Here is a 25,802-nt window from a genome sequence, read left to right as displayed (position 1 = left end):
GTTCGCTCACTCATTACTTGACTAGCATGTTACTTCTTAACATATTGGTTGTTTTGTTCAGTTTTCAAAGATCAAATGGTGGGCCTGAGTGGACTCGAACCACCGACCTCACGCTTATCAGGCGTGCGCTCTAACCAGCTGAGCTACAGGCCCATTTATTGGAGCGGGTGAAGGGAATCGAACCCTCGACATCAGCTTGGAAGGCTGAGGTTTTACCACTAAACTACACCCGCGTAAATCATAAATGGGAATGATTAAATTATGAGATGGTCGGGAAGACAGGATTTGAACCTGCGACCCCTTGGTCCCAAACCAAGTGCTCTACCAAGCTGAGCTACTTCCCGTAATGGCGCGCCCGAGAGGAGTCGAACCCCTAACCTCTTGATCCGTAGTCAAACGCTCTATCCAATTGAGCTACGGGCGCTCAGTAAAGCAACACCTTTCAATATAACACATACTAACTTTTAAAGTCAATATTTTTTTGATGCGGTCGAGAGGACTTGAACCTCCACGGGGTTAACCCCCACTAGGCCCTCAACCTAGCGCGTCTGCCATTCCGCCACGACCGCATAAAGTGTCAGCCACACTTTAGTTGATGAGCCATGGAGGATTCGAACCTCCGACCCTCTGATTAAAAGTCAGATGCTCTACCGACTGAGCTAATGGCTCAAAATTACAAAACTACAATTTAATTTCAAGCTTCAAAACAGAAAACCTTCCGAAAACAAATTTGTTTCAAAGGTTTTGTGAAAGAAACATATTTGAATATTAAAAATAAAATGGCTGGGCTAGCTGGATTCGAACCAGCGCATGACGGTACCAAAAACCGTTGCCTTACCGCTTGGCCATAGCCCAAAAATGGCGGTCCGGACGGGACTCGAACCCGCGACCTCCTGCGTGACAGGCAGGCATTCTAACCAACTGAACTACCGGACCGGGCCTATTTGTTACAATATAATAAGTGACCCGTACGGGATTCGAACCCGTGTTACCGCCGTGAAAGGGCGGTGTCTTAACCGCTTGACCAACGGGCCATAAGACATAAAAAATGGCGGAGAAGGAGGGATTTGAACCCTCGCGCCGCTTACACGACCTACACCCTTAGCAGGGGCGCCTCTTCAGCCACTTGAGTACTTCTCCACTGGCTCCACAGGTAGGATTCGAACCTACGACCGATCGGTTAACAGCCGATTGCTCTACCACTGAGCTACTGTGGAATAGTATGTTTTTAAATAACTATCAGCGACGATAAAAATTATACCTTTTAAAAAACAGTTTGTCAACACACTTTTAAAACTTTCATCTCAAAGTGAAATCAAAGTACATTTTGCCAAACCTTTTTTAAATGCTTATATAATTTAACACGAAATATCTGTGCTCGTCAATGGTTTCCAACGAAATACAACATATTTTTTTATATTTCTTTTATAAGCTTGCCATAACATTTGCCACAACAAAACTTTGATGTATTTATTCTACGTTTTCTTCTATACACTTGTTTACATTTAGTACATCTATATTTGTGTAAAAGTTCGCTTTTTAAAGTCGGAAGTGGCTGACAATATCGCGGTGAACCGGTTTTACTTAGCAACCACTTGAAGTCCCTGTCACCATGTTTATACCCTTTTCCTTCAATATGTAGGTGATAATGACACAGTTCATGCTTAATAATCCCTTCAAATTCGCTCATCCCATAGACTGTTAAGTACTTTTCATTCAACTCAATTTTTCGTTGTGATGGTAAATACCTTCCTCCAGTAGTTCGTAATCGAGGATTAAATGCCACAGAATCAATGAAAGGTTTGTCAAAATAAGTTAATGATATACGATTAACTAATTGATGTAATTGTGATGCGTTCATAATCTCCCCCTACATTAAAATAAACCGAAGCAATTAACATTACTTCATTTAATAAAGGTCTTGGACAAATCACGATACAAGTCAATACGTCATAAAGTGTATTATCCTTATTCCTTTTTGACACAGCTCTTGCACGAAGTAAAACAAAAAGCACTTATCATTATACATCTTTTTTATGACCAATTTCCAATATTATATTCACTTCTTTTACTTAAAATACGTTTACTTACTTTATAACGAAAATTTGGAGGTGAAAGGAATGCCAAATTGGTTTAGAAAACAAATGGCCGATGCTTTTCTAACAAAAGATATTTGCCAAATTAAAATGTTAAATCAATGCTGGTTTTTTTATGTGGGTAGAAGGATATCAAAATAATTCGATACCCTTCAATAATTAATCTTCTTTTATCATCGTTAAAGCTATTCGTTGCTTTTGAACGTCAACACGATCTACCCAGACGGTGATTACATCTCCTACAGAAGCAATATCCATTGGATGTTTGACAAAGCTTTTCGACATTTTTGATATGTGAACAAGCCCATCTTGCTTGACACCGATATCAACAAATACACCGAAATCTACTACATTACGAACCGTCCCTTGCAATTCTAGCCCTGATTGTAAATCTTCCATAGAAAGTACATTTTTCTTCAATAAAGGTTTAGCCAAATCATCTCGCGGGTCGCGCGCTGGTGTTCGTAAAGCTTTCAAGACATCAGATAATGTGTGTTTCCCAATTTGCAACGTTTCTAATATATGATCTGTTTCAAGCGTATCTAGTTGTTGTTTAAGTTTATCTGTTCCGATGTCTTCTGATGTACAACCTAACATCTGGAGTAAATTTCTAGTCACTTGATAGCTTTCAGGATGTATAGGTGTTCTATCTAGCGGTTCTATTCCGTCAACGATACGTAAGAAGCCGATACTTTGTTCATAGGTTTTGTTTCCAAGTCGAGGTATTTTCTTTAATTGTTTTCGTTCAGTAAATTTCCCTAACTCTTCTCTTTGCTTAATCACATTGTTTGCTACAGTTTTACTTAGACCGGATACATATTGTAATAAGGAAGAAGAAGCTGTATTAACATTTACACCAACTTGATTTACCACTGTTTCTACAACAAACTTCAATGATTCATTCAAACTTTTTTGACTTACATCATGCTGATATTGTCCGACACCAATCGATTTTGGGTCAATCTTCACTAATTCAGCAAGTGGATCTTGTACACGTCTTGCTATTGATACAGCACTTCTTTCTTCAACTTGTAAGTCTGGGAATTCTTCTCTTGCTAGCTTTGAAGCAGAGTACACACTAGCTCCAGCCTCGTTTACAATCATATACGATACAGATAAATGATGTTTTGCTATTAGATCTGCAATAAATTGCTCGGTTTCTCTCGAAGCTGTACCGTTACCGATAGCAATTAATTCAACAGGATATTTTTTCATATATTCCAATACCATTTTCTCTGCACCTTTTACGTCATGCTTTGGCGCCGTTGGATAAATCACATTAATAGCATGTACTTTACCAGTTTCATTGACAACAGCTAACTTACAACCTGTACGAAACGCTGGGTCTACACCGAGTACTGTCTTTCCTTTTAAAGGCGGTTGTAGTAAAAGGTTCTTTAAATTTTTTGAAAAAATATCTATCGCTTGCTTTTCAGCCATTTCCGTTAATAAATTTCTAATTTCTCTTTCAATAGATGGTTGAATTAAACGTTTATAGCTATCTAATACTGCCTCACCCAAAAACTCTCGGATAACTTCTTGCGCACTCGATTTAATAATTTTACTCTTCAAATAAGATTCTATACTATCAACAGGTGATACAATTGAAACTTTGAGTATTCCTTCTTTTTCACCACGATTAACAGCTAATATGCGATGGGCAACTACCGTCCGAATAGGCTCCTCGTAGGAATAATACATTTCATATACGCCTTTTTCATCGTCAGTTTTGTCTTTTTCTTCTGTTTTAATTATGCCTTTTTTATATGTAGCATCGCGAATATACTCTCTGTATGCTGCCTCATCAGAAATCCATTCTGCAATAATATCATTTGTTCCTTGTAAAGCATCTTCAACTGTTAACAGTTCATCTTCTTCAGATAAATAGGCTTGAGCTTCTGTATGTAAGTCGATATTTTTTTGTTCCCAAATCAGCATCGCTAAAGGCTCTAAACCTTTTTCTTTTGCAACGGTTGCTCTTGTTCTTCTTTTTTGCTTAAACGGACGATATAAGTCTTCTACTCGCTGTAATTGTGTTGCATCAACAATATCTTTACGCAACGATTCCGTTAACTTTCCTTGTTCATCAATTAAACGAATAACTTCCTCTTTACGTTCAGCTAAGTTTAGTGCATAGCTCCATTTATCTTCAATTTGTTTTATTTGCACCTCATCCAGTGCTCCGGTCTGCTCTTTACGATAACGTGCAATAAATGGTACTGTATTGCCTTCTTCTAATAAAGCAATTACTTGTTTAATTGATGGTATGGCAATTGCCGTTTCTGTCGCAACCCATTTCATTAGTCCCTCTTGGTTCCATTCTGCCATCGTGCTACCTCCTAACTATTCCTTATATAGTGTATCAAACAATTTGCTATTTCCCAAGATTAACTCGACTGGAATAAAAAAGCTCTTATCTTTTACGATAAGAACTTTTCAAACTTTATACTTCATAACAAGTAATGTCGTATCATCATCCATAGCATCAGATAAATAATACTCAAATAATTCAGTGATTTTCGACACATCTTTTCCTAAAAAGTAATTAGAGGATAAATCTATAGAATCAACTCCATCAGAAAACATAACAAAAACCATTTCATCTAATAAATTATCACGTAAAACTTTTAACGGTCTCGGAAATCCGGCTAAATAGCCAGCGTTAGGAATGTTTCGTTTTTTTTCTGATTTATTAGAAATCGTCATGATACCAATATTACCAATGGAAGAAAATGTGTATTCTTTATCTTTAAAATCAATTTTTAATATACCTAGAACTACTCCACGCTTACCAATCAATTTTCCATTACACATTTTAACAATCTGTTCTATCGAAGCATCTGCATTTGATTCAATAATATCCATCACTAATTGTGAAGACTCTTTTGCATATTCTCCGCTACCTAAACCATCTGCCAGCGCACAAATAAAGCCTTGATCCGTTTCTTTATAGTAATAACTATCTCCACAATAATAGTTACCTTTTTTAGACTTTTGGAATACAGAGACGTCCATATGTGTTTGTGCCACGTTTATGCTCCTGTTCCATTAGCTTGTAAAGCTTCTCGAAGTTTTTTTAATGCTCGGCGTTGAATTCTTGAAACATGCATTTGAGAAATACCTAATAATTCTCCTGTTTCTTTTTGGCTTCTATTTTCAAAATAAGTGTATTGCAGGATGTTCTGTTCACGTTCCGATAAAATTGGTAAAATTTTCTCGAGTAACATGCGTTGATCCGTCATTTTAAAACCACTATCTTGTTCACCGATTAAATCTAAGATGGAGACTGTACTTCCATCAGAGTCTGCTTCAATTTGCTTATCAACAGAGAGTGCTTTATAACTTTGCCCCATCTCCATTGCTTCTAATATTTCTTCTTCCGATACTTCAAGGTATACTGCGATATCTCTCACAGATGGAGAGCGTTGTTGTTCGGTCATCAACTGCTCGGTTGCTTTTTTAATTTTTGGTCCTAACTCTTTAATTCGTCTTGGGACATGCACACTCCATGTTTTATCACGAATAAACCGTTTAATTTCACCAATAATTGTCGGAATAGCAAACGATTCGAATGATTTACCTAATGTTGGATCATATCTTCTAATTGCCGCTAACAATCCTAGCATCCCTACCTGTACCAGATCTTCATGTATCATACTATTCTTTGCATACTTTCTCGCAATGGAATGTACAAGATCTTGATACATCAAGACTACTTTTTCTTGTATTTCTTCGTCTTTAGGATTTTCTTGTAGATGCTGTATCCATTGGTAAATCTCATCCCCACGTTTATTGTGTGGCTGAGATTTGGTCGTCATCTAATCCCACCTCATTTGCATGAAGGTATTTTGTCATTAGTACAATTACCCCATACTCATTTTTTATCTCTACTTTATCCATTAGTGCATTAATTAAGAATAGACCAAAACCTCCCTCTCGTAGATCTTCAACTGATTCAGACTGGCGATATGGTCCTATTCCTTCTTTTACCTTAGCTAAATCAAAGCTTCCACCATGATCAGCTACCATAACTTCTAAACGATTATCATACAAGCCAAACCCTATCGTCACTTCCCCTTCGTCAGCTTCTTCATAGGCATGTGTTGTCGCATTGGTCATTGCTTCTGAGATTGCGACTTTTAAGTCTTCAATTTCCTCATAAGAAAAACCCATACGATTGGCTACCCCTGATACACTTAGGCGTACGACACCTACATATTCAGGTTTTGCAGGTACTTTTATTTCTACAAAATCAAATCGTTCCATTAATTCCCACCTCGAACTGTTGACTCGATTGTTATAATACTATCTAAACTTGTGATTTCAAATAAACGTCGTACTCGATCTTGAAGTTGAACTAATTTAAGTTTAGAATTATGTTCTTTTGATGATTTTAATGCACTAATAAAAACGCCTAAGCCTGTGCTATCCATATAATTTACCTTTTCTAAATCAACCAAAATTTCCATTCCAGTTCTTTTTGTCAAAGGTAGTAATTGTTCTTTTAAACTCGGCGCTGTATAAGCATCTATTTCTCCAGCCAACACTAAATGTAAAGCGGTCTCTTTTTCAACCAATTCCACATCTAAATTAATATTCATTTAGCTACCTCCAATAATCTTTAATTGCTTAAAACATTACCCTCTATTCATACCAACTAAACCATCTTTTGAATGATGATTAATGTGAAATCATCTCTAAATTGAAATTCTTGTAGTCGTTCAAAATGCTTGTATACTTGCTCCACTGCTTGTTGAGCTGGTAAATGTATGTATGCTTGGATCACTTCTAAAATTTCATCACGTTCAATAAATCGGTCACCAACCCGACATTCAGTCACACCGTCAGTTAGTAGAACAATACGATCATTTTTATTAATTTTCTTCTCATACTGCTGATAAACCGCATTATCTGTAGCACCTAACACTAATCCTTTCGCTTCAATTTCTTCAAATCTCTGATTGTCTGCGTGATAATAAAAACCCGGTTCATGCCCTGCTGAAGCATACGAGAACATTTCTGTATTTGGATTGTATAATCCGTAAAACATGGTAACAAACATGCTTGGATCAACATTTCGTTCTACAACTCTATTTAAATTTTCTAGAATGGCACTCGGATTCCTTTGGCTTTCCGGAAAACTATCCATTGAGTATTTAATCATAGACATTGCTAGAGCTGCTGGTATTCCTTTGCCGATCACATCAGCAATAGCGATACCTAATGTATCATCACGATCAGTTACAAAATGATAATAATCACCGCTCATTTGATTGGCAGCAACGCTAATAGCACCTATCTCTAAACCTTTTATTGTAGGTTTAACAGTAGATAAAAGTGTTTCTTGCATTTTTGCCGCTACAGATATTTCAGATTTCAATTCAGATTGTTTCTCTCTTAAAGTTTGAAATTCTTGATAAGCTAAGCCATATGAAATCATTGCTTCTAATAAAAAGTTCAACGAATCATCTACTTCTTCTGGCAAATCAGGATATAATTCTTTCAAGGCTTTAATATGAACATTTACAATTTCTTCAGGTGAAATATTATGTTGCATGGATAACTTACTAAACTGTTCTGCTTGATAGAGCGCTGTTTCATTTTTAGTTAATAAATATTCTTTTAATAATTTACGATAATGTTCCAAATCAAGTTTAATAGTTTCCAATTAAACACCTCCTAAAACTACCTTACCCACTTTGCTGTTCTAATTTCCGTTCCTTCTCCGTACGTAGAAATAATATCAAAATGATCCATCAATCTTTTCACACCAGGCAAACCTGCCCCTAAACCACCAGAAGTAGAGTAGCCATCTTCCATTACTTGACTAATATCCCTAATTCCAGGTCCGTCGTCTTTTGCGATAATTTCTAGACCTTTATGCTCTAAATCCTCAATAATTTCAAAACAAATCTTACCCGTACCTGCATAAAGATAAATATTTCGAGCAAGCTCTGAAATTGCTGTTGCAATCCGCGCTTGATCTACCGTGCCAAATCCAAGTTCTTTTGCTTTATCTCTTCCTAGCTGCCTAGCACCAACAATATCCCATTCTTTTCTAATGTGTACGCAGGATTTGAAGTTCATCCTCAGTCCTCCATTTCCTGGCGAAGTCTAATCAAACCTTGCTCCAAGTTTAATGCTGTTGGAACGTCCTGCAAATGAATCCCTAAATCAATCAATGTCATTGCCACTGCAGGTTGAATGCCAGTTAAAACTACTCTCGCCCCCATTAAGTCAGACATTGTCACTACATCACCTAACACTTTTGCAATAAAAGAATCAATAATATCAACAGATGTTAGGTCGATGACAACACCAGTTGCCCCGCTTTTATGAATTTTGCTCAATAAATCCTCTTGAAACTGAATCGCTGTTTGATCATCCAAATCAATTTGAATAGAAATTAATAAATAATTATGTAGCTTTAAAATCGGTATTCTCATGTTAATCACTCCTTTTTTAAAGAACTTAGCAGTTGCTCTACAGCCTGCTCTTTTTCCTGCGAATGAATAATCTTTCTATCTGTTAATTCAAGCGCTGTTTCAAACCCTTTTCTTAAGGAACTTTTTGTTGGGAATTTCCCTAAATCAATACCTAAATTAACAATAGTCTGTGCTATCTCTGGTCTAATACCTACCAAGATACAAGTAGAACCAATCAATCTTACTGCTTCTGCAGCCTGAATAATATGATGGGCAACCATAGTATCCACTACTGGCACACCCGTAATATCAATTAATACAACTTCTGCATTATGTTTAATGACGCCTTCCAATAAATTCTCCATAATTAACTTCGCACGTTCTGTATCGATTGTACCGATAAGCGGCATAATGGTAATGTTTTTCATTACAGGAATTAGTGGAGCGGATAATTCTTGTAAAGCCACACGTTGTAAGGAAACAGTGTGTTCCCAGCTTCCTGAATACTCATTTACTAAGCGATTAATAATTGGATCAACCCAACCATCAACCAAGTTTAAAACGGTAGAGAAATACTCTGAATCAATTTGCTCTGATTGACTTAAAATGAAATCAATCGTTACTCGTCTAAATGAATACAGCCCATCAGTGATATAGCTTAAAGGCCAACCTAAATTAATTAGTCGTTCAGAAAAATGTTCTAATTCAGAAGTTAAACCTTGTTTATCTAGGCTAGTAAATATAACATTAACAAATTCACGACTCGTACTTTGAAATAGCTCTTCAGAAATAGCAGATGTATACTCATTTTTTCTTTTTTCCGATATTTCTTCTAACCAGTTTTTAATAATCGTATCACTATTTTCGACAACAATCGACTGTAATTTTCTATGCATCAATAACCCTCCAATTTTAAATCTAATGTTCAATTTATTGTAACACTTTTTTCTGCCTTATTAATAATTTATCATTGTTTTAAAAAAAGAAACAGAATATTTTGTTCTGTTAAATTACAATTCTCCCTATTTTTCAACAATTCCAGTTAACCAAATGACTTAAATAAAACATTATTCCTTAATAGACAATACGAACGATGATTTTAATAGGTAGTAGCATATTAATACAACAACGCCAAACGTACTATTTAAATACATCAAAGACGATAGACATTTTATATTATCTTCCATACTGAAAACAACTAAAACGGCTTTAGCTCTAAATTACATAGAGCTAAAGCCGTTTTAGTTGTTTTTTATTTTTCCACTATCCACTTGACTAGAGGGCTTCAAAAAACCTATTATCATTTAGTTATTATCTTACCTTGTTTTCTTTTGTGCCAGACATTTATGTTATTTAAAAATCAGCTAATCCTAGGCTAATCTCTAATGCCTTATCGATTTTTTCCATCATATTATCGTCCAAATACGTAATTTTGTCGGTCAATCGTTGTTTATCTATTGTTCTAACTTGTTCTAATAAAATAACAGAGTCACGTTCAAATCTATACTTCTCTGCATCTATCTCTACATGTGTAGGTAGTTTTGCTTTTTGGATTTGTGCAGTAATTGCAGCTACAATAACTGTTGGACTAAAACGATTTCCTATATTATTTTGCAGGACCAATACTGGACGTATGCCCCCCTGTTCTGATCCAACAACAGGAGAAAGGTCGGCGAAATAAACTTCGCCTCTTTTTACTATCAAAACACTACACCCCGCTTACTAGGCGCTCTAATGTGTTTTCTGCCTCCCCTTCAGCCTGAAAAGCTTCTGAAGCAATATTTAAATTAATTTTAGCCATTTCCATATAACCACGTTGCATCGATTCACGTATATAACTTTTCTTTTTATCTCTTACATAGGATTTGGTTGCTTGATACACAATTTCATTTAGGTCGCTATTCTCATTTTTCATTAGATTATCCACCTCATTAAGTAGGTTTTTAGGTAATCGTACAACTACTTCTTGCACACTTTCTGACAAACCGTACACCTCCACCAAATCTGTATATCCGAATTATTCATCCAATATTATCATATCATTATGAAAAGAGCATTGCAAAGGCATTTTTATCTTTTTGAAAATTTGTAAAAAAATAAATTATTTTAAATAAATACGCGGAATTCGATCACTTAACATACAAGCTATTTCATAATTAATCGTTTCTAAACGTTCAGCAATTTCATCCATCGTGATTTCTTCATCAAACTGCTTGCCGATTAATGTAACCTGTGTGCCAATAGCATACGATTGGTCCAGTTTAATCATGCATTGATCCATGCAAATTTTCCCAACAATCGGTAGTTTCCTTCCTTTAATTAAAACATCCATACCTGTTAATCTTCTATCTATCCCATCAGCATAACCAAGTGGAATCGTACCTATCCATTCCGGTTTATCCGTTGTATATGTTGCGCCATAACTAATTGACCTACCAGCAGGCACTTGTTTGACATGAATTAATTTCGTGTGTAAAGACATCGCTGGAAGAAGGTCAATTGGTTTTTCTTTTTTAATAATTGATGATGGATAAAGTCCATACATACTTATTCCAAAACGAACAGCATGATTCATTTCTTTCGGAAAACGCATACTAGCAGCACTATTTCCCATGTGAAGTGTTAAATCACTTTTATACGCTTGAAGTGTTTGTTGAAAATCAGCCCAATTTAATTGTTGTCGATCATAATAAGTTAGATCCTTTTCATCAGCAGTAGAGAAATGGGTAAACGCACCTTTTAATTGCAACCGTGGATCATTACATAATGCTAAAAGTGTTTCTAATTCTGTTTTGGTAGTAACACCAAGCCTTCCCATTCCTGTATCTAATTTTAAATGAAGAGAAAGTTTACCTATGAAGGAGGATTGCTTGACTTTTTCTAACCAACTTTTCTGAAAAAAAGTCAATGTAATATCATGTTTCACCGCAACAGGAGCGTAGACCGGGTCGACCCATCCAAGTACAAGAATTGGCGCTAATATACCAGATTTTCTTAAGTGAATTGCTTCCTCCAACAAAGCAACAGCTAACATGGATGCTCCTGCTTCTAACGCTGCTTTTGCTATTTCCACATCGCCATGTCCATAGCCGTTCGCTTTTACTACTGCGAATATTTCTGTATTTGTTGGCAAATGTCTCTTTAATTGATTTATATTATAGTTAATTGCATCTAAATCTACTTCTATCCAAGCAGGACGGTATGAAACTTCTTCCATGTATAATCTCTCCTTAAGTAGAAAGAACAAAGGCACAAACACCTATTTAGCAATGTACAAACTAGAGCACTCCGCAATGAAGGTAAGGGGAACATGGTCAACTAGACGTAAACCAGTGTTGACTTATCATAGTAAGGAGCGTAACGTTTGCTAGTTACTGGGCGTTAGAGCCTGACGTGGCCGCTTCAGTTGAACTATTTAATACAGCCTAATTTTTATACTTTCATGTCCATCAAATAAAACGATCAATGTGTTATTGTGAATATATTTATAATCAATACTTTAACTCAATTCCTTATCACAAGCAACATCTACTTCATTAAACCCAAGATAATAATTAGTTCGATTGAGTGGAAAACATTACACATCGCCTCACCCTTTTTAGCCAAAAATAAAAGCAGAGCCCTTTGGTTAGAGGTATCTGCTTGTTAAGCATGTTCATTTATTTCTAAGCTTCTGTTATTTGGTCGTTTGTGTTGTTATTGAAGTGGCTACCTCAAGCATTTCTTCTTTCGTTAAGTCTTTGCTTGCTAAATAGTAATCTACCCCTTGGTAACTCCATTCAATGGAAGCAGCTGTTTGAGCAGCCACTGTAAATCCTAAACTTACTGGGTCACCAGACACCATTTTTGGGGATACCACAGTAGTTGGATATGCAGTAACTTTCTCTTGTACGAGTGTAAAATTCTTTTCCCCCTCATAAGTTAACAATACACGTTGACCTTCATCTAAATCTACTTCTGATGTCTCTGCTAATGTACTTCCTAATAATTCATTCGGGTACAATACCTTTAGCTCTTCATCTTTTTTTTCCGCTACGTCTTTGGCAACAGGGATACCAAATAAACTACTAGTCATATTATGATCCATCTCAAACATATTGTCTTCAAACTTAGGGTCTAGTTTGAATGTAGAAAAACTTACTTTCACAACAACTTTATCATCCTGATCTAACACTTTTACCATAACAGGGGTTAATTGTTTCTTATCAAAATAAATCTCTTGAGAAGGTAATGTATTGTTATTCTGATAATTTGTCTTTGTTTTAAAAACATAGTGATTCTCTGTTGTTTTAAATGTGGCATCTTTATCATTTAAAATATCGGAAACGAGTGATTGATACAGATACGGTTGACTACTATTGGTTGGCCAATCACTTTGAAATTTAAAGCTTTTGTTTAATGCAGGAGTTAATACAAAAACTCCATCATCATTTTTCAAAATGATTTGACTACCCGCTTCATCTTGATTATTCTTCAATAACACACGATAGTAAGCTTTCTTCTTATGCGCAATATCCATATCATAGCTTTGCTCTTTTTCACCTGTTTTAAGTTCCATTGTAGCTTCCGCTTGATAACCACTCATTTCTTCTAACGTTTTTTCTAACTTCGTAATGACATCTTCTTTGGATTTTTCACCACATGCACCAAGTATAACTAATGCAAAGATAACCAAACCAACGGTGAAATACTTTTTCATGGCCACAACTCCTTCGATTCAAGATCCAAGGACAAAGGGAATGACCAGCGTTTCCATCAATCTAAAAATGTACGAAAAACAGAGGGTAGTGCCTCAATCACGTCTGTTGCCAAAAGATCATAAGTTGAATGATTAAAATTAACTAATGTGTCAGCAGCTTTCCCGTGAATAAAGCAACTATTCATAATAGCTGATTCCAACGATTGTTGTTGCATAATCATGGCAAGTATAATTCCCGCTAATGTATCCCCACTTCCACCTTTAGCAAGTCCAGCATTTCCTGTTACATTTACCCATTGCTTACCTGTTGGAGTGGTAACAAGGGTATAGGTTCCTTTTAACACAAGATAAACTTGATAAGTCTGGGCAAATTCTTTTGTTACATCAAATGCATGATTAGTCACATCAGTTATGGAACTTTTCATTAAACTCGCCATTTCCCCAGGATGTGGTGTTAAAATAGTAGGCGCCTTTCGATCGGATAAAATTTTCAGGGAATCTGTTAAGTGATTTAACCCGTCAGCATCAACAATGATAGGGATATCTGCTTGACCCAGGAGACGGTTAGTAAATAACCGCGCCTCCTCCGTTCTGCCCATTCCCATCCCAATCACACACGCATCATAACCTGATAAATTCACTGTTTGATCTATAATTCCTCCATTTTGATTGACTAATGAAAGGAATGTAGCTTCAGGACACCTTGCAGCAATTGTAGAGATAGCTTGTTCAACCGTAGCAATAGTAAGTAAACCTACACCTGAACGAAGTGCCGCTTTTGCCGTCATTGTAATTGACCCTGGCATTCCTACACTACCTCCAACAATCATCCCTCTTCCATGTGTACCTTTATGAGAAAATGCTGAACGTTTTGGTAATGAAGCTTGTACGTTTTCCGCTTGCCAAATTCCTCTTTTAACTTGTTTAGAAATGGTTTCGATCGGCAAGCCGATAGGTACAACATCCCATTCCCCATAATAAGATGCATATTTTGGTAAAAATACACTGAGTTTTGACGCCTCAATCATATAGGTATAATCCGCACACACTACTTCTTCAACGTCTCCTATCCCATCTGCTGGCACACCACTAGGAAGATCAACAGAAATTGTTATACAGTTAGAAGCATTAACGGAAGCAATTATTTCCTTGATTGGTGAACGTACACTTCCTTTCACACCTAACCCAAGCATTGCATCAACTATGATATCTGCCGTTTCAATCATTGTTTTAAACTCAGATATTGACTTGAATTGCTCCACTTGCAGACCAAATCGCTCTAGCACACGTTTGTGATACACTGCGTCGCCTACTATTTTTTCATTTGAAACTACTTGGGCGATTCTTACTTGATAGCATTGGTTATATAAACTCCGTGCAATTACATACCCATCCCCACCGTTATTCCCGCTTCCCACAAGAATTAATACCTTAGTACGTTTATTAATATGTTGTTTGATTTTTTCTGTTAGAGCTTGTCCTGCATTTTCCATTAGAATCCTGCCATCCAACCCTTTATCCTCTGTTGCTATTCGATCGATTTCGTACATTTCTGATGCGGAAACAATATACACTTTATTCCCTCCTACCCGCAGTAAACTATATGTAACTACTTCATAAAATATGCTGAATTAACTTTATTTGCTTTCGATAACGACTTGCGCGACAGCATAATGCTCACTATGTGAAATGGAAACATGCACATGCTTGTCAGCAGTGAAGGCTGAATATACCGATGGAGCCCCTTGTTTATTAGTCGTCACTTCAATATCTTTAAATCCTAATTTACCAATTCCTGTTCCATAAGCTTTAGCAAATGCTTCTTTGGTTGCAAAACGCCCAGCTAAAAATTCAATTTTTCGTTTGTCTGTTGTACACTTGTTTAGCTGTTTCATTTCTTGATCTGTTAATATTTTTGCAGAAAATCGTGATTGTCTTCTATATATTTTTTTAACCCTATTTAATTCAATAATGTCTATACCAATGCCACTGATCATCTTTATTGATCACCCTTTTTGTTTATCTATCATTTAGTATATCGAATATCTGATCCTAATAACAGTCGTATGGTAATATAATAAAATAGAAATGTTTTTGGTATACATTTATCATGAAATGGTATACGCTTTTTATTGTTATATAAAACAAATGATACGAAATTTGATTAAAGGAGCATGGAAATGTTTTTTCGCACTGAATCTTTTAAAGATTTTATTCGATTCTATCCAATGATTACTGGAATTATTGCCATTCAGTTAGTGGTATGGTTGTTAACTACTTTTTCAAACACACTTGCAGAACTTATTATTTTTCAATGGGGTGGAGGTTGGAATTTAGCCATTGCTTCCGGACAATATTGGCGACTATTCACTTCTATTTTCATCCACAGCCCAGAATCATTTAGTCATGTCTTGTTTAACTCTTTTTCATTAGTGTTATTCGGTCCAGCTATCGAGCAAATGGTTGGTAAATGGAAATTCATTTTTATTTACTTGTTCACTGGTATTGCTGGCAATATTTTCACTTTCTTAATCGACCCCAGCCCAATGTATTTACATTATGGCGCATCTGGTGCAGTCTATGGATTAATTGGTTTATATATTTATATGACATTTTTCCGAAAAGATTTAATTGATCCTTCTAGTTCACAAATGATTGTGATCATCTCAATCATTGGACTACTGATGACATTTATACGACCTGGTATAAATATCTACGCACACTTATTTGGCTTTATTGCAGGTATTGCCTTAGGACCAATTATCCTAACGAAAGCAACACCCTTTTCTCCTTGGCGTAACAATAGGAGACAACAAAGAGACCCGAATGGAGTTAACTTCAATCCAAATCGATGGAGAAAAAGGAAAATACTAACTGGAAAAAATACCGGAAATATCATTTGGGGAATCATTATCGCTTTAGTCATACTAGGTTTCCTAGGCAACATTTTTAACTTATAAAAAAAAGAAAAAGCCAATGCACTTACTTGCACTGGCTTTTTCTGATTACATCACCTATTGACGGCAATTTATTTAGCAATAATAAATATCTACGAAATTAAAGAGCACAAGCTTAAACGTAAAACTAATTTAAATTATTGTTTCTTATTTGACGCTCGTTTATTTTGGAATTTACGGTTTCTACCACCAGCTTGTTTCCCTTTGCGATAAAAATTACGTTTATTATCTCCACGATAATTTTTACGTTTTGATTTATCATTTTTAGCTTTTTTCACACTCACCGGTTGCACAGATGAAAGTGTAACAGGTGTCTGTCTACGTTCTTTTGTCATCATTTTCAAAGCAGCCGCTACAACGGTAACAGAGTCATGTTGATTTAGTAATTCAGCAGCTGTTTCACGATAGTCTTGTAAATTTGCTTTTTCAATCGTACGATCCAGTTTTTCTACGGTAATCTGTTGTTGTCCACGACGCGCCTCATCAAACGATGGTGCTTGCATACGTGTCATTTTACTTTTTGTCGTTTTTTCAATTAAATGAAGATGTGGCATTTCTCTTGGTGTAATAAAGGAAATCGCTTCTCCACCTTTTCCAGCACGACCTGTACGACCAATTCGGTGCACATAGCTTTCTGGATCCTGCGGCACATCAAAGTTATATACATGAGTCACGCCAGAAATATCCAACCCACGAGCAGCAACATCAGTAGCAACTAGAATTTCAATACGACCGTTTTTAAATTTGTTTAATACAGACATACGTTTTCCTTGCGTTAAGTCACCATGAATACCTTCTGCACGGAAGCCTCTTGCATGTAAACCCTCTGTAACTTCATCTACTCTTTTCTTCGTGCGCCCAAAGATAATTGCAAGCTCTGGTGCATGAATATCTAATAGATTGGTCAGTGTATCAAATTTTTGCTTTTCATTGATTTCTACGAAGAATTGATTAATGTTAGAAACCGTCATTTCTTTTGCTTTCACTTTCACTTCTTCTGGTTTCTTCATCAGTGTTGTAGCAATTTCTCTAATTTCTTTTGGCATCGTTGCAGAAAAAAGTAATGTTTGGCGTTGTTCAGGGATCGCTTTTAAAATATCACGAATATCATCAATGAATCCCATGTTTAACATTTCATCTGCTTCGTCTAGTACAGCTGTGTGTACATGACTAATATTAATTGTCTTACGACGGATATGATCAAGTAAACGCCCTGGTGTTGCCACAACGATATGAGGGCCGTCTTTTAAGGCGCGAATCTGACGCTCCATATGTTGGCCACCATAAACCGGTAATGTTCGCACACCTTTAAATTTTCCTAGACGGTGAATTTCCTCAGAAACTTGGATGGCTAACTCTCTTGTTGGCGCTACAACCAAGCCTTGAATTTTCTTTTGATCTTTATCAATTTTTTCGATCATTGGAATACCAAACGCAGCCGTCTTTCCTGTACCTGTTTGAGCCTGTCCAATAACATCTTTTCCTTCTAGACCTAAAGGAATTGTTTGCTCTTGTATTGGTGTTGCTTCTTCAAAGCCCATTTTCTCAAGAGCTTTCATAATTGGTTTTGAAATACCTAAAGATTGAAATGTTGTTGTCACTTTCTTTTCCTACTCCTTCTTTTTATATCTCATAGTTCGCACGTTTAACACGTTAACAACTTCTTTTGTATGTTAAGATGTATTTATTTTGATCATTTATTGATTAAAATAACGGCTTTTCTGCCTTAATGATTGTCAGCATTTATTCTGAATCCAAACGTTCCTTGATAAGTTATTCCTAACTTACTCCAACAACAGTTTAGAGAAATACGTTCCGTTAGCTTTCGGATGAAAGAAGGGTATCATAAACCCTTGAATCATTAACGTGAAAAAAGCCTTCCTCCACACACGGAAGAGGCTTATTATCGAGCATTCAATGGATTATTACATCTTATCATACTCTCTTTATTAATTCTACATAGAAAAGCAATGTATTTCAAATTTTTATATTAAAAGGTAAACGAACTGTCAGAAGGGTTATCTTAATTTTGTCTTTATTTTTAACCAATAAAAAATAAATATACCTCCTTTTTGTCACGGAAACCTTCATGCTAGTTGGTACGATGTTAACTTTTTTCAATCTAAGTATTATTTTAGACAAATTACGATTAATAAATGGTATAATACAATTATATTTTTTCAAAAAGGTGATGACATGCAAGTACAATTAATTACAGATAGTAGTGCAGACTTACCAAAAGATTTAAAAGAAAGATTTAACATTATTACAACTCCATTATTTGTTCATTTTGGTAATGAGCAATATATTGGTGACGAACTGGACACGTCTACTTTTCTTAAAAAGTTAAACGAGTCTGATTCATTTCCGAGTTCCTCTGCCCCTGGCCCTCAGGAATATTATGAAGCATTCAAAGCAATCCCAGAAGAAGTACCAATTATATTTTTAGGTATTTCTAAAGGAATAAGCAGTGCCTATAATCATGCCGTCATGGGGAAAGACATGCTTTTAGAAGAACAACCGAATCGAGAAATAGAAGTTTTTAGTACCAACACATCTTCTCCAGGGTTAATATTATTGTTAAATGAAGCCGGGGAAAAACTTTCAGAAGGATATACTTTTGATCAACTAGTAACACACCTACACGATAGAGTTGATCAGACAGTGACCTTATTTGTTTTAAAAACAATAGATAATTTAGTTCGCGGCGGTCGTCTCGATAAAGTAAAGGGTGCCATTGCAAAAACATTAAATATTAAGCTATTATTACACGCAGATCAAGACGGAAAAGTTGAAGTGTTGGAGAAAGTTAGAGGAGATAAGAAAGCGTTAAGACGGTTTGTCGAGCAAATCGGTGACTATGTTAGTCATGCAGAAAATAAAGTGTTAGCGATAACACATTGCAACGCTAAAGAGCGTGCTGAACATGTTATACAAAACATTAAGGAAACGTATGGTTTTAAACAAGCCATATTATCTGACATCGGTTCTGTGATTTCCACCCACACAGGCGAAGGATCATTAGTTATTTCCTTTTTTAAAGATAAAAAATAACTACACTTAAATCTATTTTACTGATCTTAGATATGTAGTATTTCAACAGGTGTTTTCCACAATAATGTTATGTATGTGGTCAACACTGCTTTTTATAATGTTATGTCTCAAGAATTGTTATTGATCATTACAATCGTTACAATGATACGGTTATTCATTAGATTCCTTAATCATTCTAAGACACAAGTATAAACTGTCGATTTTGAAACGAAAGTCGACCGAATAACTTTTTATCTGTTAGATTGTAATTTTAAAAATGAAAATATGATGTTTAATTAGTAAAGAGAACAATTTCTATGTAATACTAAGTAGAAATTGTTCTTTTTAAAAATCGTAATACTGCATCATTTACCACATCTTTATCTTTCCCCAAACAAATATGATGCTTAGAGTCAGAATAGTAAATGACTTCAATATCTGTGGGAATCTCTTCAGCAAGGTAATGCGTTGACTTATATGGCACCATCCCATCCTGTATACCTTGGGCTACAAATACAGGACAAAATATATTTTTTAAAGCTGGTTTAGTGTATTTCATACACTTCAAAAATTCAATATAAGCTCGGAGTGGTACATGCCCTCTTTTATGTTGATATATTTTATATAATAAATTATCTTGTAATCGACCGACGATTCGATCTTTAATCATATCACCTATGTCTAAACCCATCTGCGCAATATTGATATACCTTCTAGAAGGTGACAATAAAACTAATTTAGCTACTTCATATTTCGAAGCCAAATAGGAAGCAATCATCCCCCCCATCGAAAACCCAATAATATATACCGTATCGACTTCTTGTTTCAACTCAATCAAAGCTTCTTCAGCTGTTTGGATCCACTCGGTATACGATACACCCTCTAATGCTAAATGCACACCATGACCAGGTAACAGTGGTGACTTGATGATCCATTCGGTATGCTCTTTCAAATATGCTACCAAAGGTTCTATCTCATATAACCCTCCAGTAAAACCGTGAATACATAAACACCCAATCATGTATACATCCCTTTCTTTTTATTTTACTATCCCCTTAATTATTTGTGCTTATACTTATTTAAACCCTATCTAAATAAAGTAAACCAAACAATGATCCTTGCCAATTAATTGACAAGGACCGCTACTTAAACCCCTTTAAAAATGATCCAATTCCTTTAATCATAGGTGTGACTTGTTGATACGTATTTGCCACTTGCCCCACTGTACTTAACATTTTATCTAAATCCATCTGTCCATCCTTATCTTGAAAATATTGGATAAATCCTTTTGCTTGTTGACCATACGTATTGAATGCACTTTGCGATTGTTCAGGATACCATTCCGCCGGGTGCGGTGGTTTTGAGAAATATTGATAAGGGGTTGAAACGTTTGTTTGTTTCTGCATTGCATTATTTTGTTTCTGACCATATGCATTTGGATTATTATAGAAATAAGTAGGATCATTTTGATAAGGCTGAAAAGGGAATGGAGCTCTTCTCTGTTTCGACATAGAAGCGAACACCTCTTTTTCAAGCTTTTTCTTTATCTTATGCAATAAACGATCCATTTGTTCTTTTATCAACTATGAAATCATTAGTTCACTTTCTAGTTTACGCTTCTGAAATCCTAGTATAACACGGTCATTAATCTGTGTTACTGGTGTTGCATAAATATGTTGTTCTTGAAGTTCTTTTAAATATTTTTTGTCTTCTGTAATATTTTTAAGTTTATAAGCAATATTTGCTTGTTTTAGAAAATCAATTAGCTTATTTGACTCAGAACAATTATTACTTACATAAATGATAACTTCTTGTTTCACTTCCATCATAGCCTCCTCCTCAAATATGTTTGTTTTTCAAGTTGATTACTAAACGGTACCTATTCACTAAGTTTTTGAAATCCATTCGTAATATATAGGTCTCTTTAACTAATTCACTTTATCAATTACCCACTATACGATTAATTAAAACTTATTTGTTACATCATTCTCATAATTGTCATATATTTTAAATATTTGTTTAGTAAATTAAATGGGAACGCTATAACTTTAGTGCCATCGTTGAGGAAGAGCAATATATTTTATTATTTCAAACGATCCGCATAGGTTCCTAGCTTTTTCAAAAGTTGAATAGCCCCTAGCTTCTCGGCTTCCGTTAAACCATTTGTAATTGCTTCAATTTGTTTCCAATGGGAAGGGAATATATCATTCAGTAACACTTCACCTTTTTCTGTGATGGAAGCATAAGTGATTCGGCGATCACACGTATCAGGGATTCGATTGATATATCCTTTTTTTTCTAATTTATTCACAACATAAGTAATACTTCCACTGGCTAACAATATTTTATCGCCAATTTTTTGTAACGCCTGATCTCCTTCGTGATATAACAGCTCTAACACTGCAAAGTCTGTCGTGTTTAAGCCTTTTTTTCTAATGTCATCTGCTACTTGGTCAGATACAGATCGATATGCTTTAGATAGTACAACAAATAATTTCAAAGAGGGGTCTTGCTTCTTACGTTGGTATAACTTTTTTTGCTCGTCCATACTTATTCCTCTTTCTAATAGTAATTTAATTTTTTTCCCGCTTTTTACGGATTATCATCCATATTAACACAACAGCTAACAAACTGACTGGTGGGGTAGTAAGACTCTTTATCACAGAAAAGAATAAGAGTACTAGCCATAATATAAGTATCATAGGTATTTTTTCAAAGGTTTTTGTTAACGTATTTATTTTTTCACGTAGTAACATTTGAATGCACGCATGGGCGACCATAGCGAAAAATAATAATTGGACAGGAAACCAGATGAATGACTCGGTAATAATAAGTAGTATGATCCCAGCAATCAGAAGTAAGCATCCACCTCCAACGTATATCCATTTTAAAAACGCTTGTTTCCATCTATCAATTTGCCATGGCAAACTATAGATTAATTTTTCTTGAAATAGACCAATAAAAAAGCTTACACTAATTTGGGCATAAAGAAAGATACTGATAGCCATCCCTATACCAAATAGTTGCTCGCTTTTAAAAATTGGAGCAATCATGACGACGAGTATACCGCCAACACCTTTAATCAGTTGGTCTTTATGTTGTGAAAAATATATCAACAGTAGACGATCGTACACCTTTTTAGATGCATCTATAGGAAAAGGTCGTTTTAATCGTTTATTACGTACATAATGATGGAATAGTCCTTTTCGTTTTGGAGGTTGAATCTTGATCTCTGACATTCTATTAATAAAAAACATATTCCAAATTAATTTATCATTTGTTTCAACAATTGTTTGCCAATTCACACGTTGAAATATTCGTTTCCAAAATAACAGGTTGATAATAAATAAACTGATTATTATAAACCCCACCAAAAATGCTTGAGCAGTTAAAAAGGAAAAAACGAACCCAAATATACTAAAAACAAAGCCCATCACTATAATAACAACCATTTTAATCAACCAAGATTGTTGGTAAAGTAACCATTGTGGAATAATCATTAACCATTGCGTAGTAATAAAAAGTAATAGCATCATACTTAAAAAAATAAATGAAAATGATGTAAAGACTTTCAGTACAATTGTAACCAAGATCACGTAGAGAGATAATCGAATATGCTTGTCTATTGCACAATAATACCAAAGCTGATTTCGTTGATAAGGAAGCATGCTGAGCATCAGTTCGGCACTAGAAAATAATACGCCAGGACGTGTAAAACTTAAGGATACAGCTCGCATAACTACAAAAAAGATTGCTAGATAATAATGGTTCGAAAGATAGTTCTCGATTCCTTGAAAGAAGGATTGGAATTGAAGAAGCGTGTCATAAGCAATCATTAAACCCATAATCATAAAGAAACCGCAATATGCCAAAATAACTTTATCAAAAGCAACACCAAATGCTAACTTATAAAGTTTTCGCTTCTTTTTCGAACGGTTATGCTGTATCTGTCGATAAGCATTGTAAGAGGAGATCACTATACTCATGTTTCAAACCTCCGTTTCAGTGATGTAAACTGTGTGATTTCTCCAATATCTATCACTCGCCCATGTTGTAACATGATATAGTTATCTGCTAAATCTTTTATTCGTTCCAATTGATGAGAAGTTAACAAGATCGTTGTCCCTGACTCAGCCTTTTCTTTTAAAATTCTTTCTAAAAACTCGGTCGCATAAATATCAAGCCCCATAAATGGTTCATCTACTAATAATAATGATACTTCTGGTAAAATAGCACAAATGGTTTGAACTTTTTGACGCATGCCTTTCGATAATTCTTCTGGATATTCATTAAGTTTGTCTGTAATTTCAAATGCTTTACTATAGTAGTCTATGTTCTCATGAAGCACTTCTTTATCGATTTGATAACTTTCACCATATAATTGAAAGTGTTGCATGACTGTTAGTTCAGATAATAGAAAAGGCTCTTCTGGTATGTATGCCAACTGCTTTTTAAATGCAAGAAAGTCTTCCATTTGCTTGATGCCATTAATAGAAATTGTCCCTTCTCTTTTTTCTTGCCATCCCAAAATTGTTTTCATAATTGTGGATTTTCCAGCGCCATTATGACCAATTAACGCATTGATCGTCCCTACATCTAGTTGAAAAGAAATACGATCAAGAATCACTTCTCTTTGGATCATTACAGTTACATCTTGTAAATTAACACTCATCACATTTTCCACCTTCCTGATCAGTATTTAAAAGAATTACAGATTCACAGAACAACTTTTTCAAAATACGCTAAAATTGGGGCTTTGTCATTTTCTTTTCTTGTTTGTACAAATCGAAATCCATTTCGCTTAAATACTTGTTGTGCATAACAGTTTTCATTATAAGTATCTGTATTTATAAGTGACACACATGATTTTAATGCTAGCTTTGTTGCAAAGGCAAAAAACTGATCGGCTATTCCTTTTCCTCTTAAACTAGGATCTATTGCTAAGCGCTTTAGGGTGAAAGCTTTTTGGTGTGGGGTCCAATTAATTAAATCATACGCTTCATGTCCTCTACTGCTAATTGTACAGACCCCTACTATTACAGAGTCCATTTCATACAGATATAGTTCTTCTCTATTGATATCTTTTTGGTAATCATTTGTTTGCGGATAGGAATCATTCCACTGGTAGCTCCCATGCGCATGCATTACCTTTACGACTCGTTTTACCATTCTCATTACGCTTGTTAAATCTTCATTCGTTGCTTTGCGAATCATCCGCCTATCCTCCGTTACTTTTACACGTATTGTACTACAAATCACCAAATGTTTGTGCGTATGTTTCAATCGATTCATCATATAAAAACGGACATCGATTGCGCGATGTCCGTTTGACTACGTTAATTTTTTTCTAAAAATGCTGTAACTTCTTCTGGCGTTTTCGTATAGGCACTATGCTGATGGGCTATTTTTTCACCATTTTTAAAAATGAGCAAACTAGGAATCCCCATTACTTCATATTCTTGTGCAATATCTTCAATTTCATCACTATTGACTTCATACCATTGATAATCTGTATACACTTCTAATATATCGTCAATAAACATGTCCATTCGTTTACAATCTGGGCACCAATCAGCATAAAATTTAACAATAACAGGCTGCTCTGATTGAATAACCTGATCGAACTCCTCTTTTGATTCAATATGCTTCATTATTTGCCTAACCTCCATTTTTTCACCATTAACTCTAACATTTCATTATTGTGCTTGCAATACGTCTGTTACACATTCTTATACTCTACACGACCAAGGATAAAAGCAACAAATAATCCTAATCCAAACGTAATAATACTAACGATTGCTTCCGTTATGCTTGTGGGCCACCCTGGAAAGATAACAAAGACAGAGCCAATAACAAGTCCTATAATCACAGCAAATGTAGCTGTCGTATAATTAGATAGAAAATAGTGAATCACCTTACTCATTATTACGATTCCAGCTGCAATTCCAATCCCTACAACTGCAATAATATCAAGTTTTAATTCGCTGATGGCATTAATAATTGTGTTATACGCACCTAATACTAATAATAAAAATGAACCACTAATCCCTGGTAAAATCATTGCAGCACTTGCAATAAAACCAGCTAAAAATAAAAATCCATAGGTTTGTATGCTCATAGTCGTAACTTCTTCCGTACCACTTGCTTTAAAAAACAGCATGGACGCGACAAGTACTATTCCAAAAAGAAGTAAAAAATAATGATTTACTTTAAATTTATATTTCGCTTCTGATTTATGAAACAAGTAAGGTAATACCCCTATAATTAGACCTAAAAAAGAAAACTGCGTCGGTCTCGGATAATGTTCAAATAAAAATTCAATTCCACTAGCCAACACGAATATTGCTGTTAGCACACCGATACCTAATGGAATCAAAAATGATAAATGTTTTTTCCAATCTTTACTTAATAATCCGTTTACCGCGGCAATTAAGCGATCATAAATACCAAGTACTACTGCAATCGTACCACCACTTACTCCTGGCACGACATCACTAGCTCCCATTAACATACCACGATAAATATTTTTCCATTCCATAACGTGTTATCCCCTTAATATATGTATATATGCACCTACTGCATTATAGCAAAA

At 35.3% G+C, this 25,802-nt stretch carries 29 protein-coding genes and 11 tRNA genes; 3 read left to right on the top strand and 37 right to left on the bottom strand.

Annotated features, from left to right (window positions below):
• Positions 1-76: 76 nt before the first annotated feature.
• From ACH6CY_RS12725 to ACH6CY_RS12670, 12 genes are all read right to left on the bottom strand, one after another.
• Positions 77-153: transfer RNA gene (locus ACH6CY_RS12725), tRNA-Ile, on the bottom strand.
• Between the two features lie 6 nt (positions 154-159).
• A tRNA-Gly gene (locus ACH6CY_RS12720) sits at positions 160-233 on the bottom strand.
• A gap of 34 nt (positions 234-267) precedes the next feature.
• A tRNA-Pro gene (locus ACH6CY_RS12715) sits at positions 268-344 on the bottom strand.
• 3 nt (positions 345-347) lie between these two features.
• Positions 348-424: transfer RNA gene (locus tag ACH6CY_RS12710), tRNA-Arg, on the bottom strand.
• 61 nt (positions 425-485) lie between these two features.
• Positions 486-569, bottom strand: a tRNA-Leu gene (locus tag ACH6CY_RS12705).
• Between the two features lie 27 nt (positions 570-596).
• Positions 597-669, bottom strand: a tRNA-Lys gene (locus ACH6CY_RS12700).
• 111 nt (positions 670-780) lie between these two features.
• Positions 781-855 (bottom strand) — tRNA-Gln (locus tag ACH6CY_RS12695).
• Positions 856-859: 4 nt separating this feature from the next.
• Positions 860-936: transfer RNA gene (locus tag ACH6CY_RS12690), tRNA-Asp, on the bottom strand.
• A 26-nt stretch (positions 937-962) separates the two neighbouring features.
• Positions 963-1,034: transfer RNA gene (locus ACH6CY_RS12685), tRNA-Glu, on the bottom strand.
• Positions 1,035-1,049: 15 nt separating this feature from the next.
• Positions 1,050-1,140: transfer RNA gene (locus ACH6CY_RS12680), tRNA-Ser, on the bottom strand.
• 2 nt (positions 1,141-1,142) lie between these two features.
• Positions 1,143-1,217 (bottom strand) — tRNA-Asn (locus tag ACH6CY_RS12675).
• 197 nt (positions 1,218-1,414) lie between these two features.
• Positions 1,415-1,861, bottom strand: a complete 447-nt coding sequence (locus tag ACH6CY_RS12670; protein WP_374067706.1) for a SprT family protein — start codon at positions 1,859-1,861, stop codon at positions 1,415-1,417.
• A gap of 259 nt (positions 1,862-2,120) precedes the next feature.
• Here ACH6CY_RS12670 and cmpA point away from each other — a divergent pair, with 259 nt between their 5' ends.
• Positions 2,121-2,237, top strand: coding sequence for a cortex morphogenetic protein CmpA (gene cmpA / locus ACH6CY_RS12665; protein ID WP_374067705.1), 117 nt, complete (start codon positions 2,121-2,123; stop codon positions 2,235-2,237).
• Between the two features lie 18 nt (positions 2,238-2,255).
• On the opposite strand, the gene ACH6CY_RS12660 is transcribed toward cmpA, so the two are convergent.
• The 15 genes from ACH6CY_RS12660 to acpS all read right to left on the bottom strand — a co-directional run bounded on the left by ACH6CY_RS12660 (position 2,256) and on the right by acpS (position 15,217).
• Positions 2,256-4,424, bottom strand: a complete 2,169-nt coding sequence (locus ACH6CY_RS12660) for a Tex family protein (RefSeq protein ID WP_374067704.1) — start codon at positions 4,422-4,424, stop codon at positions 2,256-2,258.
• A gap of 108 nt (positions 4,425-4,532) precedes the next feature.
• Positions 4,533-5,126, bottom strand: a complete 594-nt coding sequence (locus ACH6CY_RS12655; RefSeq protein WP_374067703.1) for a PP2C family serine/threonine-protein phosphatase — start codon at positions 5,124-5,126, stop codon at positions 4,533-4,535.
• Between the two features lie 2 nt (positions 5,127-5,128).
• The gene (gene sigB, locus ACH6CY_RS12650) at positions 5,129-5,914 is read right to left on the bottom strand and encodes an RNA polymerase sigma factor SigB (protein ID WP_374067702.1); all 786 of its coding nucleotides are present in this window, start codon (positions 5,912-5,914) and stop codon (positions 5,129-5,131) included.
• Positions 5,886-6,362, bottom strand: coding sequence for an anti-sigma B factor RsbW (gene rsbW / locus ACH6CY_RS12645; RefSeq protein WP_374067701.1), 477 nt, complete (start codon positions 6,360-6,362; stop codon positions 5,886-5,888). The genes sigB and rsbW overlap by 29 nt, the downstream gene beginning before the upstream one ends.
• Positions 6,362-6,697 carry an anti-sigma factor antagonist gene (locus ACH6CY_RS12640; RefSeq protein ID WP_374067700.1) on the bottom strand — a complete coding sequence of 112 codons (336 nt, stop codon included), beginning with the start codon at positions 6,695-6,697 and terminating at the stop codon, positions 6,362-6,364. The genes rsbW and ACH6CY_RS12640 overlap by 1 nt, the downstream gene beginning before the upstream one ends.
• A gap of 56 nt (positions 6,698-6,753) precedes the next feature.
• Entirely contained in the window at positions 6,754-7,764 is a 1,011-nt protein-coding gene (locus ACH6CY_RS12635; protein WP_374067699.1) for a PP2C family protein-serine/threonine phosphatase, read from the bottom strand.
• Between the two features lie 17 nt (positions 7,765-7,781).
• Positions 7,782-8,183: an anti-sigma regulatory factor gene (locus tag ACH6CY_RS12630; protein ID WP_374067698.1), complete on the bottom strand. Its 402-nt coding sequence runs from the start codon at positions 8,181-8,183 to the stop codon at positions 7,782-7,784.
• A gap of 2 nt (positions 8,184-8,185) precedes the next feature.
• On the bottom strand, positions 8,186-8,542 hold the full coding sequence (locus tag ACH6CY_RS12625; RefSeq protein ID WP_374067697.1) for an STAS domain-containing protein: 357 nt from the start codon (positions 8,540-8,542) through the stop codon (positions 8,186-8,188).
• Positions 8,543-8,547: 5 nt separating this feature from the next.
• Entirely contained in the window at positions 8,548-9,417 is an 870-nt protein-coding gene (locus ACH6CY_RS12620) for an RsbT co-antagonist protein RsbRA (RefSeq protein ID WP_374067696.1), read from the bottom strand.
• A gap of 457 nt (positions 9,418-9,874) precedes the next feature.
• A complete protein-coding gene (locus tag ACH6CY_RS12615; protein ID WP_374067695.1) occupies positions 9,875-10,225 on the bottom strand; it encodes a type II toxin-antitoxin system PemK/MazF family toxin in 351 nt (116 codons plus the stop codon).
• Between the two features lie 4 nt (positions 10,226-10,229).
• A complete protein-coding gene (locus tag ACH6CY_RS12610; RefSeq protein WP_374067694.1) occupies positions 10,230-10,505 on the bottom strand; it encodes a CopG family ribbon-helix-helix protein in 276 nt (91 codons plus the stop codon).
• A 117-nt stretch (positions 10,506-10,622) separates the two neighbouring features.
• Positions 10,623-11,738: an alanine racemase gene (alr, locus tag ACH6CY_RS12605; protein WP_374067693.1), complete on the bottom strand. Its 1,116-nt coding sequence runs from the start codon at positions 11,736-11,738 to the stop codon at positions 10,623-10,625.
• Positions 11,739-12,197: 459 nt separating this feature from the next.
• On the bottom strand, positions 12,198-13,220 hold the full coding sequence (locus ACH6CY_RS12600; RefSeq protein ID WP_374067692.1) for a LolA family protein: 1,023 nt from the start codon (positions 13,218-13,220) through the stop codon (positions 12,198-12,200).
• 56 nt (positions 13,221-13,276) lie between these two features.
• The gene (locus ACH6CY_RS12595) at positions 13,277-14,794 is read right to left on the bottom strand and encodes an NAD(P)H-hydrate dehydratase (RefSeq protein WP_374067691.1); all 1,518 of its coding nucleotides are present in this window, start codon (positions 14,792-14,794) and stop codon (positions 13,277-13,279) included.
• A gap of 63 nt (positions 14,795-14,857) precedes the next feature.
• The gene (gene acpS / locus ACH6CY_RS12590; protein ID WP_374067690.1) at positions 14,858-15,217 is read right to left on the bottom strand and encodes a holo-ACP synthase; all 360 of its coding nucleotides are present in this window, start codon (positions 15,215-15,217) and stop codon (positions 14,858-14,860) included.
• Positions 15,218-15,394: 177 nt separating this feature from the next.
• Here acpS and ACH6CY_RS12585 point away from each other — a divergent pair, with 177 nt between their 5' ends.
• A complete protein-coding gene (locus ACH6CY_RS12585) occupies positions 15,395-16,180 on the top strand; it encodes a rhomboid family intramembrane serine protease (RefSeq protein ID WP_374067689.1) in 786 nt (261 codons plus the stop codon).
• 134 nt (positions 16,181-16,314) lie between these two features.
• On the opposite strand, the gene cshA is transcribed toward ACH6CY_RS12585, so the two are convergent.
• Positions 16,315-17,778 carry a degradosome RNA helicase CshA gene (gene cshA / locus ACH6CY_RS12580; protein WP_374067688.1) on the bottom strand — a complete coding sequence of 488 codons (1,464 nt, stop codon included), beginning with the start codon at positions 17,776-17,778 and terminating at the stop codon, positions 16,315-16,317.
• Between the two features lie 595 nt (positions 17,779-18,373).
• Here cshA and ACH6CY_RS12575 point away from each other — a divergent pair.
• Positions 18,374-19,231 carry a DegV family protein gene (locus ACH6CY_RS12575; RefSeq protein WP_374067687.1) on the top strand — a complete coding sequence of 286 codons (858 nt, stop codon included), beginning with the start codon at positions 18,374-18,376 and terminating at the stop codon, positions 19,229-19,231.
• A gap of 304 nt (positions 19,232-19,535) precedes the next feature.
• Here ACH6CY_RS12575 and ACH6CY_RS12570 read toward each other — a convergent pair whose 3' ends face one another.
• The 9 genes from ACH6CY_RS12570 to ACH6CY_RS12530 all read right to left on the bottom strand — a co-directional run bounded on the left by ACH6CY_RS12570 (position 19,536) and on the right by ACH6CY_RS12530 (position 25,748).
• Complete coding sequence (locus ACH6CY_RS12570) at positions 19,536-20,231, bottom strand: alpha/beta hydrolase (RefSeq protein ID WP_374067686.1); 696 nt, start codon at positions 20,229-20,231, stop codon at positions 19,536-19,538.
• Between the two features lie 121 nt (positions 20,232-20,352).
• Positions 20,353-20,721 carry a YppG family protein gene (locus ACH6CY_RS12565; protein ID WP_374067685.1) on the bottom strand — a complete coding sequence of 123 codons (369 nt, stop codon included), beginning with the start codon at positions 20,719-20,721 and terminating at the stop codon, positions 20,353-20,355.
• A gap of 72 nt (positions 20,722-20,793) precedes the next feature.
• Positions 20,794-21,039, bottom strand: a complete 246-nt coding sequence (locus ACH6CY_RS12560) for a glutaredoxin family protein (protein WP_374067684.1) — start codon at positions 21,037-21,039, stop codon at positions 20,794-20,796.
• Between the two features lie 254 nt (positions 21,040-21,293).
• A complete protein-coding gene (locus ACH6CY_RS12555) occupies positions 21,294-21,758 on the bottom strand; it encodes a MarR family winged helix-turn-helix transcriptional regulator (RefSeq protein WP_374067683.1) in 465 nt (154 codons plus the stop codon).
• A 25-nt stretch (positions 21,759-21,783) separates the two neighbouring features.
• A complete protein-coding gene (locus ACH6CY_RS12550; protein ID WP_374067682.1) occupies positions 21,784-23,196 on the bottom strand; it encodes a hypothetical protein in 1,413 nt (470 codons plus the stop codon).
• Positions 23,193-23,882: an ABC transporter ATP-binding protein gene (locus ACH6CY_RS12545; protein WP_374067681.1), complete on the bottom strand. Its 690-nt coding sequence runs from the start codon at positions 23,880-23,882 to the stop codon at positions 23,193-23,195. Before ACH6CY_RS12545 ends, ACH6CY_RS12550 begins: the two co-directional genes overlap by 4 nt.
• Positions 23,883-23,926: 44 nt before the next feature.
• Positions 23,927-24,424, bottom strand: coding sequence for a GNAT family N-acetyltransferase (locus ACH6CY_RS12540; RefSeq protein WP_374067680.1), 498 nt, complete (start codon positions 24,422-24,424; stop codon positions 23,927-23,929).
• Between the two features lie 122 nt (positions 24,425-24,546).
• Positions 24,547-24,879 carry a thioredoxin family protein gene (locus ACH6CY_RS12535; protein ID WP_374067679.1) on the bottom strand — a complete coding sequence of 111 codons (333 nt, stop codon included), beginning with the start codon at positions 24,877-24,879 and terminating at the stop codon, positions 24,547-24,549.
• A 50-nt stretch (positions 24,880-24,929) separates the two neighbouring features.
• Positions 24,930-25,748: a DUF368 domain-containing protein gene (locus ACH6CY_RS12530; protein WP_374067678.1), complete on the bottom strand. Its 819-nt coding sequence runs from the start codon at positions 25,746-25,748 to the stop codon at positions 24,930-24,932.
• Positions 25,749-25,802: the final 54 nt, after the last annotated feature.

This window comes from Paraliobacillus sp. JSM ZJ581 (genome assembly GCF_044383835.1).
Classification (GTDB): domain Bacteria; phylum Bacillota; class Bacilli; order Bacillales; family Amphibacillaceae; genus Paraliobacillus.
Note: the sequence above shows the minus strand (reverse complement) of the source record. Positions and strands in the feature narration are given on the sequence as shown.